Source organism: Bacillus sp. 205(2023) (genome assembly GCF_037027485.1).
Taxonomy (GTDB): Bacteria; Bacillota; Bacilli; order Bacillales; family Bacillaceae; genus Bacillus; species Bacillus halotolerans.
Genome location: NZ_JAXCHF010000004.1, coordinates 120,295 through 134,730, shown reverse-complemented (window position 1 = coordinate 134,730; position 14,436 = coordinate 120,295). Strand labels below are relative to the sequence as shown.

The 14,436-nt window shown below is 44.0% G+C and carries 16 protein-coding genes; 14 read left to right on the top strand and 2 right to left on the bottom strand.

Features of this window, described 5'->3' with window-relative positions:
• Positions 1 to 203 precede the first annotated feature (203 nt).
• From trxB to WA325_RS12735, 7 genes are all read left to right on the top strand, one after another.
• Complete coding sequence (trxB, locus tag WA325_RS12765) at positions 204 to 1,154, top strand: thioredoxin-disulfide reductase (RefSeq protein ID WP_044159317.1); 951 nt, start codon at positions 204 to 206, stop codon at positions 1,152 to 1,154.
• A 318-nt stretch (positions 1,155 to 1,472) separates the two neighbouring features.
• Positions 1,473 to 1,949 (top strand): 8-oxo-dGTP diphosphatase, encoded by a 477-nt coding sequence (locus WA325_RS12760; RefSeq protein WP_336183731.1) that lies wholly within the window; start codon positions 1,473 to 1,475, stop codon positions 1,947 to 1,949.
• A gap of 24 nt (positions 1,950 to 1,973) precedes the next feature.
• On the top strand, positions 1,974 to 2,861 hold the full coding sequence (gene rapZ / locus WA325_RS12755) for an RNase adapter RapZ (RefSeq protein WP_059334990.1): 888 nt from the start codon (positions 1,974 to 1,976) through the stop codon (positions 2,859 to 2,861).
• 1 nt (position 2,862) lies between these two features.
• The gene (mgfK, locus tag WA325_RS12750) at positions 2,863 to 3,816 is read left to right on the top strand and encodes a gluconeogenesis morphogenetic factor (protein WP_105954130.1); all 954 of its coding nucleotides are present in this window, start codon (positions 2,863 to 2,865) and stop codon (positions 3,814 to 3,816) included.
• A gap of 22 nt (positions 3,817 to 3,838) precedes the next feature.
• Positions 3,839 to 4,789: a DNA-binding protein WhiA gene (whiA, locus tag WA325_RS12745; protein WP_024122966.1), complete on the top strand. Its 951-nt coding sequence runs from the start codon at positions 3,839 to 3,841 to the stop codon at positions 4,787 to 4,789.
• Positions 4,790 to 4,812: 23 nt separating this feature from the next.
• A complete protein-coding gene (locus WA325_RS12740; RefSeq protein ID WP_024122965.1) occupies positions 4,813 to 5,070 on the top strand; it encodes an HPr family phosphocarrier protein in 258 nt (85 codons plus the stop codon).
• 10 nt (positions 5,071 to 5,080) lie between these two features.
• Positions 5,081 to 5,836, top strand: coding sequence for an arylamine N-acetyltransferase family protein (locus tag WA325_RS12735; RefSeq protein WP_024122964.1), 756 nt, complete (start codon positions 5,081 to 5,083; stop codon positions 5,834 to 5,836).
• A 35-nt stretch (positions 5,837 to 5,871) separates the two neighbouring features.
• Here the strand turns inward: WA325_RS12735 and WA325_RS12730 are convergent, their stop codons facing one another.
• Entirely contained in the window at positions 5,872 to 6,081 is a 210-nt protein-coding gene (locus WA325_RS12730; RefSeq protein ID WP_105953981.1) for a hypothetical protein, read from the bottom strand.
• Positions 6,082 to 6,229: 148 nt separating this feature from the next.
• On the opposite strand from WA325_RS12730, the gene WA325_RS12725 reads away from it, so the two are divergent.
• From WA325_RS12725 to WA325_RS12710, 4 genes are all read left to right on the top strand, one after another.
• Positions 6,230 to 6,943, top strand: a complete 714-nt coding sequence (locus tag WA325_RS12725) for a response regulator transcription factor (protein WP_105990924.1) — start codon at positions 6,230 to 6,232, stop codon at positions 6,941 to 6,943.
• A complete protein-coding gene (locus tag WA325_RS12720) occupies positions 6,937 to 8,007 on the top strand; it encodes a HAMP domain-containing histidine kinase (protein ID WP_105953979.1) in 1,071 nt (356 codons plus the stop codon). The genes WA325_RS12725 and WA325_RS12720 overlap by 7 nt, the downstream gene beginning before the upstream one ends.
• A gap of 84 nt (positions 8,008 to 8,091) precedes the next feature.
• Entirely contained in the window at positions 8,092 to 8,871 is a 780-nt protein-coding gene (gene psdA, locus WA325_RS12715) for a lantibiotic ABC transporter ATP-binding protein PsdA (RefSeq protein ID WP_024122961.1), read from the top strand.
• Positions 8,846 to 10,786, top strand: coding sequence for an FtsX-like permease family protein (locus WA325_RS12710; RefSeq protein WP_248338583.1), 1,941 nt, complete (start codon positions 8,846 to 8,848; stop codon positions 10,784 to 10,786). The genes psdA and WA325_RS12710 overlap by 26 nt, the downstream gene beginning before the upstream one ends.
• 37 nt (positions 10,787 to 10,823) lie before the next feature.
• Here the strand turns inward: WA325_RS12710 and WA325_RS12705 are convergent, their stop codons facing one another.
• Positions 10,824 to 11,801 carry a 2-hydroxyacid dehydrogenase gene (locus tag WA325_RS12705; protein WP_248338584.1) on the bottom strand — a complete coding sequence of 326 codons (978 nt, stop codon included), beginning with the start codon at positions 11,799 to 11,801 and terminating at the stop codon, positions 10,824 to 10,826.
• Here WA325_RS12705 and WA325_RS12700 point away from each other — a divergent pair.
• From WA325_RS12700 to WA325_RS12690, 3 genes are all read left to right on the top strand, one after another.
• Positions 11,776 to 11,943 carry a hypothetical protein gene (locus WA325_RS12700; RefSeq protein WP_181185720.1) on the top strand — a complete coding sequence of 56 codons (168 nt, stop codon included), beginning with the start codon at positions 11,776 to 11,778 and terminating at the stop codon, positions 11,941 to 11,943. The genes WA325_RS12705 and WA325_RS12700 overlap by 26 nt on opposite strands.
• A 261-nt stretch (positions 11,944 to 12,204) precedes the next feature.
• Positions 12,205 to 12,789, top strand: coding sequence for a beta-class carbonic anhydrase (locus WA325_RS12695; protein ID WP_305934989.1), 585 nt, complete (start codon positions 12,205 to 12,207; stop codon positions 12,787 to 12,789).
• An 18-nt stretch (positions 12,790 to 12,807) separates the two neighbouring features.
• Positions 12,808 to 14,418, top strand: a complete 1,611-nt coding sequence (locus WA325_RS12690) for a SulP family inorganic anion transporter (protein ID WP_105953976.1) — start codon at positions 12,808 to 12,810, stop codon at positions 14,416 to 14,418.
• Positions 14,419 to 14,436: the final 18 nt, after the last annotated feature.

Sequence of the window (14,436 nt, the reverse complement as noted above, 5' to 3'; positions counted from 1 at the left end):
CCTTCTATGGACAGAAGGCTCTTTCTTTATTAATATACATACCCTTTTGAAATACATTTAATCGCGTTTCGAAAAAAATGAGCAAAAAAATGGCGTATCACCATGAGATTTTATAGGATATGGGTAAGGAATACGTTTGATGGGGATTCTTATCATATAAGGAAGAGCCCAACTCGAAAAGACGTTTTAAGGAGTGAATGAGTGTGTCAGAAGAAAAAATATATGACGTGATTATTATCGGCGCGGGTCCCGCTGGGATGACGGCCGCTGTATACACATCTAGAGCAAACTTATCGACATTAATGATTGAAAGAGGAATTCCGGGCGGCCAAATGGCAAACACGGAAGATGTGGAGAACTATCCTGGTTTCGAAAGCATCCTCGGACCTGAGCTTTCCAACAAAATGTTTGAACACGCGAAGAAATTCGGCGCGGAATACGCTTATGGCGATATTAAAGAAATTGTGGACGGCAAAGAGTACAAAGTTGTGAAAGCCGGTTCAAAAGAATATAAAGCACGTGCTGTTATCATCGCCGCAGGTGCAGAGTATAAAAAAATCGGCGTGCCTGGCGAAAAAGAATTGGGCGGCCGCGGTGTTTCGTATTGTGCAGTATGTGACGGCGCTTTCTTTAAAGGCAAAGAGCTGGTTGTTGTCGGCGGAGGAGACTCAGCGGTTGAAGAAGGCGTGTACTTAACACGTTTCGCTTCAAAAGTAACGATTGTACACAGACGTGACAAACTCCGTGCGCAAAGCATTCTCCAAGCGAGAGCGTTTGATAATGAAAAAGTAGATTTCTTATGGAATAAAACCGTGAAGGAAATTCATGAGGAAAACGGCAAAGTCGGCAAAGTGACGCTTGTGGATACGGTAACTGGTGAAGAAAGTGAATTCACAACAGACGGCGTATTCATTTATATCGGTATGCTTCCTCTGTCTAAACCGTTTGAAAACCTTGGCATCACAAATGAAGAAGGCTACATCGAAACCAACGACCGAATGGAAACAAAGGTTGAAGGGATTTTCGCAGCCGGAGACATTCGCGAAAAATCATTGCGCCAAATCGTAACGGCTACAGGTGACGGAAGTATTGCGGCACAAAGCGTACAGCATTATGTCGAAGAGCTCCAGGAAACGCTGAAAACCTTAAAATAAAAAGGGCTGTCATACGAGTTTCACATAACGTTACTGGGTTTTAATTCCGCTGTAACAGTTGTGTAAAACTTATCGGTTATGATTAATAAAGTAATTGACCCCCTTTTTATAATGAATACACTTTTGGCACGGATTCTCCAGTTATCCGTGTCCTTTTTTTGTCCAAAAATAAAAGACAATTTCCTTTCACAATAAAATCATCTGAACGCGGGAAAGAATATGCTGTAAAATAGAAGAAAAGATTGTCAATGTCTCTTCATTGTGAGAGGCATCTTGAAACGGTATAATAAAGAGACGATGACAGGACGAGAAGGTTAGGTGACGTACTTGCAAAGAGTGACAAATTGTGTTCTCAAGGCGGATGACAAAGTTCTTCTTCTTCAAAAGCCAAGACGCGGCTGGTGGGTTGCGCCGGGAGGCAAGATGGAGAGCGGAGAATCAGTCAGGGATTCCGTCATCAGAGAATTCAGAGAAGAGACTGGTATCTATATCATAAATCCCCAGCTAAAAGGCGTTTTTACCTTTATTATTAAAGACGGTGACCACATTGTGTCTGAGTGGATGATGTTTACGTTTGTTGCTGATTCCTATACGGGAGAAAATGTGTCTGAATCAGAAGAAGGCATTTTACAGTGGCACAATGTGAAGGATATTCAAAACCTGCCTATGGCCCCGGGAGACGGCCATATCCTCGACTTTATGATGAAGGGACAAGGGCTGCTGCACGGCACATTTACGTATACACCGGAGTTTGAGCTGCTCAGTTATCGTTTAGATCCGCAGTACATCAAATAGAAAGACAAGTCAGGGGGGAGAAAGATGAGTGTTAGTGAATCACATGATATTCAGCTTGTCATTATAACCGGCATGTCGGGCGCGGGAAAAACCGTTGCGATTCAAAGCTTTGAGGATCTCGGCTATTTCTGCGTCGATAATCTGCCGCCTTCATTGCTTCCGAAATTTTTAGAGCTGATGAAGGAATCAAATTCGAAAATGAGCAAGGTCGCGCTTGTTATGGATTTGCGCGGCCGTGAATTTTTTGACCGGCTGATTGAGGCGCTGGATGAAATGGCGGAAAATCCGTGGATTACACCGCGAATTTTATTTTTAGACGCGAAGGATTCGATTCTCGTGACAAGATATAAAGAAACGAGACGTTCGCATCCGCTGGCAGTGACTGGTCTTCCGCTCGAAGGCATCGCGCTGGAACGTGAGCTGCTTGAGGAATTAAAAGGCCGCTCTCAAATGATTTATGATACATCAGACATGAAGCCGCGCGATCTGCGCGAGAAAATCGTAAAGCATTTTGCGACAAACCAAGGAGAGACATTTACGGTAAATGTCATGTCATTTGGTTTTAAATACGGTATTCCGATTGATGCCGATCTCGTCTTTGATGTCAGATTTTTGCCGAATCCATATTATATCGAAAGCATGAGGCCGCTGACCGGAAAAGATGAAGAGGTATCCTCTTACGTCATGAAATGGAATGAAACACAAAAGTTCAATGAAAAATTAATCGATTTACTCAGCTTCATGCTGCCGTCCTACAAAAGAGAAGGAAAGAGCCAGCTCGTCATTGCGATCGGCTGCACAGGGGGCCAGCACCGCTCTGTGACACTTGCCGAGTATTTAGCTGACTATTTCAAAAAGGATTACTATACTCATGTTACTCACCGGGACATTGAAAAGAGAAGCCGGAAATAAGATGGGACAAAAACCGAAAATCGCAATCTTTGGCGGCGGCACAGGCCTTTCTGTATTGCTTCGGGGCTTAAAGCATAAACCCGTTGATATTACGGCGATTGTCACAGTTGCTGATGACGGAGGTAGCTCGGGGCGGCTGCGGAACGAACTGCAAATCCCGCCACCAGGAGACATCAGAAATGTACTTGCCGCTTTATCCGATGTGGAGCCGCTAGTTGAAGATCTCTTTCAGCACCGTTTTAATAAAGGGAACGACTTAACGGGTCATTCACTCGGAAATTTAATTTTGGCAGCGATGACGAATATAACCGGTGATTTTTTTCACGCTGTCACAGAAATGAGCAAGGTGCTGAATGTAAGAGGAAAGGTGTTGCCGGCAGCCAATGCCAGTGTTGTTCTGCATGCCGAAATGGAGGACGGCCGCGTTGTCTCAGGCGAGTCCACTATTCCGGAGTACGGCCAGCGTATTAAGCGCGTTTTTCTGACGCCTGAAAACATTGATCCGCTGCCGGAAACGATAGACGTGATCAGGGAAGCGGATCTGATTATTATCGGACCGGGAAGCCTTTATACCAGTATTCTTCCTAATTTGCTCGTCCCGAAAATTGGAGAAGAAGTGATCAAGGCGCCGGCGAAAAAAGTGTATATCTGCAACGTGATGACACAGCCCGGAGAAACGCTGCATTATACCGCTGCCGATCATGTGAAAGCGCTCAATCAGCATATGGGCTGCGGCTTTATCGATACCATACTGGTTAACAGTGAAGACATTCCTGACGAAATAAAACGTAAGTACGCAGTAGAATCGGCGCGTCCTGTTGATTTTGATATCGAAGAGCTGAAAGCGATGGGGCTTGAAGTTATCAGAGATCAAATCGTAACACATAAAAATGACGTAATTCGTCACGATACACATAAAGTGGCTTCTCTTCTTGTCGATTTACTGAAAGAATGAAGCCTTGAAATGAGGTGGCTATATGTCATTTGCATCGGAAACAAAAAAAGAATTAACGAACCTGGAAGTGAAGGACTGCTGCATTAAGGCAGAGCTGTCTGCACTTATCCGAATGAATGGATCTTTATCATTTGCTAACCGCCATCTCGTACTTGATGTTCAAACTGAAAATGCAGCGATTGCCCGCCGCATCTATACATTGCTGAAAAGACAATATGATGTGTCGGTTGAGCTGCTGGTCAGAAAGAAAATGCGGCTGAAAAAGAATAACGTCTATATTGTGCGTTTTTCAGAGAATGCAAAGTTCATCTTAGAGGATTTAAAAATACTCGGCGAGAATTTTGTGTTTGAGCGAAATATTTCAAAAGAGCTTGTCAAAAAGAGATGCTGCAAGCGTTCTTACATGAGAGGGGCATTTTTGGCGGGAGGTTCAGTCAATAACCCGGAAACCTCCTCGTATCATTTAGAAATTTTTTCTCTCTATAAAGAGCATAACGACTCATTATGCGACCTGTTAAATGAGTTTCATTTAAACAGCAAAACGCTCGAACGGAAAAAAGGCTATATCACTTACTTAAAAGAGGCAGAAAAGATTACTGAATTTCTGAACGTAATCGGCGCACATAATTCGCTGCTGCGTTTTGAGGATGTCAGAATCGTCAGAGACATGAGAAATTCGGTTAATCGCCTTGTCAATTGTGAAACAGCCAACTTAAACAAAACCATCGGGGCTTCGCTCAGACAGGTAGAAAATATTAAATACATCGATGAAAGAATCGGCTTGGAGGCGCTTCCTGAAAAACTTCGGGAAATCGCGCAGCTGCGGATTGATTACCAGGAAGTGACGCTGAAAGAGCTGGGGGAAATGGTAGCGAGCGGAAAAATCAGCAAATCAGGGATCAATCACAGGCTGAGAAAACTTGACGAAATCGCAGAACAGCTGCGGACAGGGCAAACCGTCACTTTAAAATAACCGTAAAGAAAAGGGGAGATCTTATGGTTCAGCAGAAAGTGGAAGTTCGATTAAAGACAGGACTGCAGGCGCGTCCTGCTGCTTTGTTTGTACAAGAAGCAAACCGGTTTACGTCAGATGTGTTTCTTGAGAAGGATGGGAAAAAAGTAAATGCGAAAAGCATCATGGGACTGATGAGCCTTGCAGTAAGCACAGGCACAGAAGTCACATTGATTGCCGAGGGAGAAGATGAACAAGAGGCGCTGGAAAAGCTTTCGGCGTATGTTCAAGAGGAAGTTTAGGTGATACAAAATGAATGATTTTCTGAAAGACTGTTTTAAGAAAATCGGCTGGAAGAAGGATCATGTCAGCTTCGACGATCTTCCCCTTTTTCTAAAAGCAATGGCGTACCGATACCCTTTTGAAAACCGGGCAGTTCTTGCAAAAGAGAATTATAAGGTAACCAAAGAGGAGCTTTGGCGCCGTCTGATCAAAGAGCAGCATGGGGGACTATGCTACGACCTGAATGGTTTTCTTTACTATGTCTTACGCGATGCCGGTTTTCATGTGAAGCTCATTCGCGGAACAGTTTATGCAGGAAAGCAAGAAGAGTGGGCATTAGAAGGAACCCATGCTGCTGTATGGCTGTCAGCAGAAAAGGGAGATTACATCGTTGATATTGGTTTTGGCATCAACCTGGCGCTGGAGCCGATACCGCTTTCCGGAGAAACGGTACAATCTCCTGTGGGAGCCTTCCGAATCAAGGAAAAAGCGACGGAAATGGGCACCCATCTTCTGTTGATGGACAAAGGAGAAGGCTGGCAAATCGGTTATGCCTTTACCCTTGAAGAGAGGGATCCCGGTGATTTAGATGACATGAAGGACCTGATTCATTCTCATGAAAAATCGCCCTTTAACAAATCACTGCTCGCCTCAAAGTTGACACCGAATGGGCGGATGGTCATGTCAGACCGCCATTTTACGATTCATGAAAACGGCGGAGAAGGCCAAAAAAGTGACATCGCCCCTTCAGAGTTTGAAGAGAAATTAAACACTTATTTTTTGTAATGTGAAAAGCTTGCAGACATACTGCAAGCTTTTTCTTATGAACAAGTATTGATTACTACATCAAATGCATCTTCCGGGATATACAGTTTCTCTTTTTCATATTGATAAGGAATGTGATTCTCTTTAAAGCACTCTTTTTCGTATTCAGTCAGTGAATCTCCAATTTCTATGTATTCCCCGGTATAGTTCGGCTGGCATGCTGAAAGAGTTGACGTAATGGTTACAAGTAGCATGATTATCTTCATAATGACACCTACTTATTAGGAAATTTTTACCTTTTTTCATTCTACCATAACGAATAGAAAAAGACCGATTTACTATCCCCCACATGCTATAATGAATTTTGGAATCTTCTAGAAAAATCACCGTGCTAGACATATAAGGGGGATAAATGTGTATCGGATCTTACTCGTGGAAGATGATGAACGGATTGCTTCATTGCTGGGCGGCCATCTTCAAAAATACGGATATGAAGTCAAAATAGCTGAACAGCTGAATGATATAAAATTTGAATTTGCAGAAATGAAGGCGGATCTTGTGCTGCTTGATATCAACCTGCCTTTTTTTGACGGGTTTTATTGGTGCAGGCAAATCCGTACCATTTCCAATGCTCCGATTATTTTTATCTCGGCGCGGACTGATGAACTGAATCAGGTGATGGCGATTGAGAACGGGGGCGATGACTATATCACAAAGCCGTTTCACTTAGAAGTCGTCATGGCCAAAATCAAAAGCGTACTGCGCCGGACTTATGGTGAGTATTCTCCTTCTTTGTCTCAGGAATCAAGACTGGTGGAGCTTGGCGGTCTAACGATATATCCAGATCAATATGAAGCGGAGTGGAAGAACAGCCGCATCTCGTTTTCACAAAAAGAATTTCAGCTGCTTTCGATTTTCATAAGAGAGCATAAAAAAATTGTCTCGCGTGATGAATTGCTGGAGGCATTATGGGACGACGTTGATTTTGTTGATGATAATACATTAACGGTTAATGTAAACCGGCTGCGGAGAAAGCTGGAGAATGCCGGATTGAAAGACGCCATTGCAACCATCAGGGGACAGGGCTATGTATTTGAAGTCAATCGGAAGGATGAACGGGAGTGTTAAAGACTTATATCATCGACCGATTAGCCATTATTCTTTTTTCCTTATTAAGCATAGGTGCCGCCATGTTTATTGCCTATTTAAGCATTATAGAGAGCGGTGCCGAGCCTTCTGCAGAAAATATGATGTACATATGGGTTCTGCCTGGTGTCCTTTTGGCGGCTGGTTTTACTGCCGATTACATCCGGCAAGTGTCCTTTCTGGCATTTTTGAAAAAACTGGCCGACCAGGCACCCGCTTCAAATGACATAGGGCGCTCGCTTGAAGCCCGCAAGCCAAGAACAAGAGAGCAAGCCCTCTGGACAAAAATGATTAACGCGCTTGGTGATCAATATGCCGGAAAGCTCTCACAATATATTAATAAACAAAAACAGCATTATACATTTACGAATCAATGGATTCACCATATGAAAACACCCGTATCCGTCATTTCCTTAATGATTCAAGAAGGAAAGAACGGGACCGCTTCTTCCTTTCAGACATTTTTAGAGGAGCTGGAAGATGAAAATGAACGGTTTCGCCACGGGCTGGATATGATGCTGCAAACAGCCCGGCTGGAGGAGTTCGCTTTTGATGTAAAACCAGAAACCTTTGATTTGACAGAGCTTGTTCGCTCATTGATCAATCAGGAAAAACGGCAGTTTATTAAACGGCGGCTTTTTCCGAAATTACATGTGCCGTCAAACGCCGTCCAGGTTTCCAGTGATCAAAAGTGGCTCTCCTTTGTTGTGGAGCAAATCCTTTTCAATGCCCTGAAATATTCAAAGCAAGGCGTTGGGGACCATATTACCATCCGGATTGAAACGCAAGGCCATGAAACGCGTTTATCAGTTGCAGATGACGGTATCGGCATTCCGGCGCAGGATCTTCCCCGGATTTTTGATCCGTTTTTTACTGGTGAAAACGGGCGAAGCATGACGCAGGCGACAGGAATGGGCCTATATTTGGCAAAAGAGGTGTGCAGCCAGCTGGGCCATAAACTGTACGCGCAATCAAAAGAGGGAGCGGGCACCGTGATGACAATCGTCTTTTCAAGTGACACTCTGGCGAATGTGACAGCATTGTAAGGTTCGAAAGCGAGATTGAAAGAAAGTTCGATGGGAGGCTGCTGACTTCCTTTTTATAATAAAGAAAAAAGGAGGATCAGAGGCATGAACGTGCTGCAAACAACGAAGCTGTCAAAAACATATTATTCAAATAAAGGAACGATGTCATATCAGGCGCTTAGCGATTTTGACCTCAGTGTAAATAAAGGAGAATTTGTCGGCATCATGGGGCCGTCAGGAAGCGGAAAAACCACGCTCCTGAATTTGCTGGCCACCATTGATAAGCCGACCCAGGGCGAGATGATGATCAACGGCATTCAGCCGAAAACGTTAAAGGATCAAGAGATGGCTCTGTTTCGCAGAAGAGAGCTGGGCTTTGTCTTCCAGGACTTTAATTTGCTTGATACGCTGACGATTCGGGAAAACATCCTGCTTCCGCTCGCGTTGGACAAGGTAAAGCTGAGTGAAATGGAAAACCGCTTAGATGAACTGGCAGATACATTGCAAATCAAACATATTCTGGACCACCGTACATACGAAGTGTCCGGAGGCCAGCAGCAGCGTGCGGCCTGTGCAAGAGCCATTATTCATAATCCGGCTCTGATATTGGCGGATGAACCGACAGGCAACCTTGATTCAAAATCTGCAAAACAGGTCATGAACACGCTGGCTCAGCTAAATGAAGAAAAGGAAGCAACGATACTATTGGTTACGCATGATGCCACAGCGGCAAGCTTCTGTAAACGGATCGTCTTTATTAAAGACGGAAGATTTTTTTCAGAGATCCGCAGGGGAACGAATCAGCAGGTGTTTTATCAAAGTATCCTAGATACCCTGAGTGTGTTGGGAGGCGATTTTCATGAATTTGAGAACCATCGCCCGTAAGAACATTATTGGGAATCTGCAAAGATATGTTGCTTACTTTTTAAGCTGTGTGTTTGCCGTCTCGGTTTTTTTCGTCTTCACATCTTTTATTTTTCACCCGGATGTGACGGAAGACAATGTATATGGCGGAAGCCTTGTGAAAACGTGTTTGAGCGCGGCTCTTATCGTCATTATCGTGTTTTGTATATTCTTTATTTCTTATTCAAATTCAGCATTTTTACAAGCGAGAAAGAAAGAATTTGGCTTGTTTACGCTGTTCGGGACATCAAAGCAGCAGCTCCGAAAGATGATTTATTATGAGCAGTCGCTGATTTCTCTTGCGGCGATTGCGGCCGGTATCGGCACAGGGCTGTTATTTTCAAAACTGTTTTTTATGGTCATGACATGGATGCTCAGTGTGAAGGTGCCGATCTCGTTTGCGATTGTACCGAAAGCATTTGTGCTGACGGCGGTCGGTTTTCTCATATTGTTTCAAGTCCTGCTTATTTTATCGCTGGGGCAGATTCGCAAGCTCGAAATCATAGATTTGATTAAATCAGCTCAAAAACCTAAAAATTTACCGGCCTATTCAAAATGGCTCACTGTGCTGTCTTTGCTTTGTCTGGCTGGCGGTTATTATCTGTCTGCCACAGCCAATGCGATCGACATGATGTTTCGTGTCTTTCCGATTTTGATTTTAGTGTTAATCGGCACGTATTTCTTTTTTACACAAAGCAGTGTCGCGTTTTTCCGCATGCTGTACAGAAAGAAACACAGCTTTTACAAAGGAACCAATATCATTGTGCGTTCCAACATGATATTCAGGCTGAAAGATCACGCACGCATGCTGTTTTTAACCTCTGTGATTACTGCAGTCATTTTAACCGCTACAGGTGTGATCTATATGTTTTATGCTGATTTAGAAAGGCAGGAGGAGCAAAGCATTCCTCAATCTGTTGCCTGGGTGGAAAAAGACGCTTCCCGCTTTCAGGTTATGAAGCCTGAGACGGCTGAGAATACATTGAAAAGAGCAGATGCTGAAATTAAATATAAGGTGAATGCCACAGGTATTCCTGTTACATTTCAATCAGACTTGCCGTATGGAAACAGGAAAGCGGAAGCAGAGGCCTTGCTGATCTCAGAGAAAATATATAATCAAGTCGCAAAGGAAAAAGGTTTTCCCGTTATTCATTTACAAGAAAATGAAGCGTTTATCAATGTTCCGTTTCAAATGATGGTGAAAGATACGTTCGGGGAAGGGGAAAAAGCAGCGTTTCATATGAAGTCAGGAAAATCACTTTCCTATGTCATGAAAAAGCAGCAAAACAAAGGGATATTGATGTCAGTCGGAGGAGTCAGCCGTTTATTGGTTGTCAGCGAAAAAAGCTTTGACAGCCTGACACAGGAGGTGCCGCTGAAGGATCAGACGAGAGTGGTAGGCTACGAGCTTGAGCATTGGCAGGAGACGGTGGACGTCTCTGAGAAGCTTGAAAACATGGTGCCGAAAGAACATACATCTGATTTTCAAACGCGTGCTCCGAGTTTTCAAGTTGTGAAGCAGGGAGTCGCATTAATGATGTTTATCGGTCTGTTTGTCAGCGTGCTGTTTTTTATCGTTCAAGGAAGCATGCTGTATTTGCGGATGTTTACTGAAATAGAAGATACGAGAGTGCAAGTGTTAGCATTAAAGAGAATGGGGATTACGGACAAAGAGATTCACTCTATCCTTGGAAGACAAATTGGATTTTTGTTCTTCATCCCGTTTATCGCGGGCACGATTCACGCCGGTTTTGCGTATGTGGCGTTAAGCAACATGCTGAATGCTAACTTATTTCTTGAGGCCGTGATTGTCATCTTCATTTATTTTGTGTTCCAGGCTGTTTATTATATCGTCACTCGTCATATTTATAAGCGTGCTGTTCTCCAGCATATGTAATATGAAATCCGGTCTTCATCAGACCGGATTTTTTAATTTACTGAAATTCTCTTGTCAGATTTTTCGGTGTTTCCCCTTTGATAGCTGCGATCATGTTTTCAGCGGCCTGTTTACACATATTGAAGCGCACTTTCGCTGTTGCTGACCCAATATGCGGCAGTAGGGTGACATTGTCGAGCTGCAAGAGCGGGTTGTCTTTTGCGACAGGTTCTTCTTCGTACACGTCTAAACCGGCACCGCGAATCCAGCCTTCTTGAAGAGCGCGGATGAGGGCTTTTTCATCAACCGTCTTTCCCCGGGAAATATTGACGAAAATTGCGGAATCCTTCATCAGTTTAAATTCACGTTCCCCGATCATGTGATACGTTTCGTCAGTCAGCGGAGTAATCAGCAGAACAAAATCTGATTGCTCCAGCAGTGTGTCAAGCTCAGCGTATTTGACGCCGATGCTTTCTTCAGTTTCTTGTTTGCGATGGCGGTTATGATAAAGCACGTCCATATCGAAACCGAATTTGGCGCGTCTGGCCGCTTGCTCGCCGATTCTGCCCATGCCGATAATGCCTAATGTTTGATGATGGACGTCAATGCCGAAAAGGTCTTCTTCTTCAACCGTACCCCATTTACCGGCCCGGACGAAACGGTCCAGTTCAGCAACACGTCTGGCCGATGATAGAATTAAAGAAAAGGCCAGATCGGCCACTGTGTCATCCAGTGTATAAGGCGTATGAGTGCCGACGACGTTTCTTTCTTTCATCGCTTCTATATCAAAATTATCGTAGCCGACGGATTGATTGCTGACGACCTTCAGCTTAGGAGCATGTTCAAGCAGCTCACTGTTGATGGACGGCCCAGATGTTCCAGTAGTTAAAAGCCCTTCAGCATCTTTCATTTTTTCGAATAGCACCTCTTGCGGAAGTGTATCCTCCTGCCATATCTCATAACGGCAATGCTCACTGATCATGTTTTCAATCTCTTCAGGAATCGGTTTGGTGATAAATACAAATGGTTTCAACAAGGCTCCCCCTTTATGGCTGTTGTCTATTTTATTATATCGGAAAGAAATAGAAGTTAGAAATATTGCTGCGTTTGTTGAAATTTCTGGTTCTTTTGAACTTAAAATGATCGCAGTGATTGAAAAAATAGCAGCCTCTGCTTAAATAAGTTTTTTAATTATCTGAATTCGCCTATATTTTTTGTCAGACAAATCACCAAAATATCAGCAGAACCTGGATTATAGGATTCAATAAATATAAATTTTATTATCTTTGAAAGATATAAATTTTTGAGTTTTTATTTTACAGTCCAATTAGATCGTCTTTTGTTGAAAGCCTTTTCGCGGCCTGTTCCTATGCTATAATTCCTTACTGTAAGCTGGGTAAGAAGGCTTGCAAAAACATATGGATGGGAGATGAATTAGAATGGTTTCTTTAACATCAATTTTGGAACACAATCAGCAGTTTGTCAGAGAGAAGAAGTACGAACCCTACAAAACGACAAAATTTCCTTCAAAAAAGCTCGTTATTGTTACCTGTATGGATACAAGACTCACAGAACTTCTTCCGCAAGCAATGGGGCTTAAAAACGGCGACGCTAAGATTGTAAAAAACGCGGGAGCCATCGTTTCTCACCCATTTGGAAGTGTCATGCGCAGCATATTGGTCGCCATTTATGAATTGCAGGCTGAAGAGGTTTGCATTATCGGCCACCATGAATGCGGGATGTCAGGCCTGAATGCGGCCTCGATTCTTGAAAAAGCAAAGGAACGCGGGGTAGAAGCAAGCTGCCTGAGTTTGCTTGATAGCGCCGGATTAGATTTAAAAACTTGGCTGACCGGCTTTCACAGTGTGGAAGAAAGCGTTTCCCACAGTGTCAATATGATCAAGAATCATCCGCTGCTGCCAAAAAAGCTGCCGGTTCACGGGCTTGTGATACACCCGGAGACAGGCAAACTTGATGTCGTGATTAACGGTTATGAAACTGAGTTCATAAAGACTAGTTCATAAGGGAGGTTTTAACAAAATATGCGATTCTCTGGGAGATTCAAGGGATATAATTTGCAGAAATTTCAGAAAGACCTAATTGCAGGTATCGTAGTAGGAGTCGTGGCAATTCCTTTAGGGATGGCGTTTGCCATTGCCTCGGGAGTCGAGCCTGAATACGGGCTGTATACTGTTGTCGTGGCGGGGATCTGTATTTCTTTGTTCGGGGGATCTAAATATCAAATTGGCGGTCCGACAGGCGCGTTTGTCCCGATTTTATTCGGTATCGTGATGCAGTACGGTCTGGAAAATCTGCTGATAGCGGGGTTTATGGCAGGCGTCATGCTGGTGCTGTTCGGATTGTTTAAGCTCGGCAAAATTATGAAGTACGTGCCGAAGCCAGTTATCGTCGGGTTTACGGCTGGCATCGCCGTGTTAATCTTCACTGAACAAATCGCTAATTTTCTCGGGTTGAAAAACGTAGAAAAACATGAGAACTTTCATCACAACATGTTTGAAATTGCACAGAAGCTCGGCACCTTTAACGGATATGCCATTTTGACAGCAGTCATCGGACTTGTCATTTTGCTTGTATCCGCCAAAGTGATGCCAAAGATACCCGGAGCTTTATTGGCTCTTCTCATTTCTACGCTTGTTGCGGTTGTGTTTTTCCCTGACCGCATGGCAACGATTGGCTCAACCTATGGAGAAATTCCTCGCCATTTGCCGGAATTTCAGTTTCCGGAGCTGACAATAGATAAAATGGTCATGCTGTTTCCGGCAGCGCTTGTCATCGCGCTTCTTGGCGGCCTCGAGTCAATATTATCCGCGATGGTTGCCGATAATATGAAAGGGTCAAAGCACGACAGCAACAAAGAGCTTGTCGGCCAGGGGATTGCGAATATGGCCGCGCCGCTGTTTGGCGGAATCCCGGCTACCGGAGCGATTGCGCGGACGGCAACCAATATTAAAAACGGAGCGGTTTCACCTGTCTCAGGTGTCGTTCACGGCGTTGTGGTTCTTCTTGTACTGCTTGTATTCGCGCCTTATGCTTCCCACGTTCCGCTTGCAAGTATGGCGCCGATATTAATGGTTGTCGCATGGAATATGAGTGAGCGGAAGGAAGTCGCAAACATGCTGAGATTGAAAAACGCCGATTCCTTCATTTTAGCCGCTACCTTTGCCCTGACGGTTTTGTTTGATTTAATCGTCGGTGTGGCGACCGGATTGCTGCTCGCATTTGTGTTCTTCATCAGAAGAATGAGTGAAGCGACCCGTATTCACAATCAGGAGTCTCATCCAGCTCTTGCGAAAGCGGCTAAGAGGGAGCAGGGGACAGATCCTTCTGTCAGCATGTACTCTATAGAAGGACCGCTGTTTTTCGGATCGATTGATTCGCTTGAATCGTCACTGTTAGAGCATGTACAGAAAAAGCCGAAGACCCTCATTTTACTCATGAATAAAGTGCATTACATGGATACGTCCGCAGAAGCGGTGCTTGTGAACATCATGAACAGAATTAAGCGCCACAACGGAAAGCTGATGATCGTAGGGCTGCAGTCTCAGCCTAAAGAGCTCCTGCATAAAACAGGCCTCTTTCACAAAATAGGAAAGCAGCATTTCTTTGATCATCATGATGAAATCACAGGATGAAAAAAACGGCCGACTGCG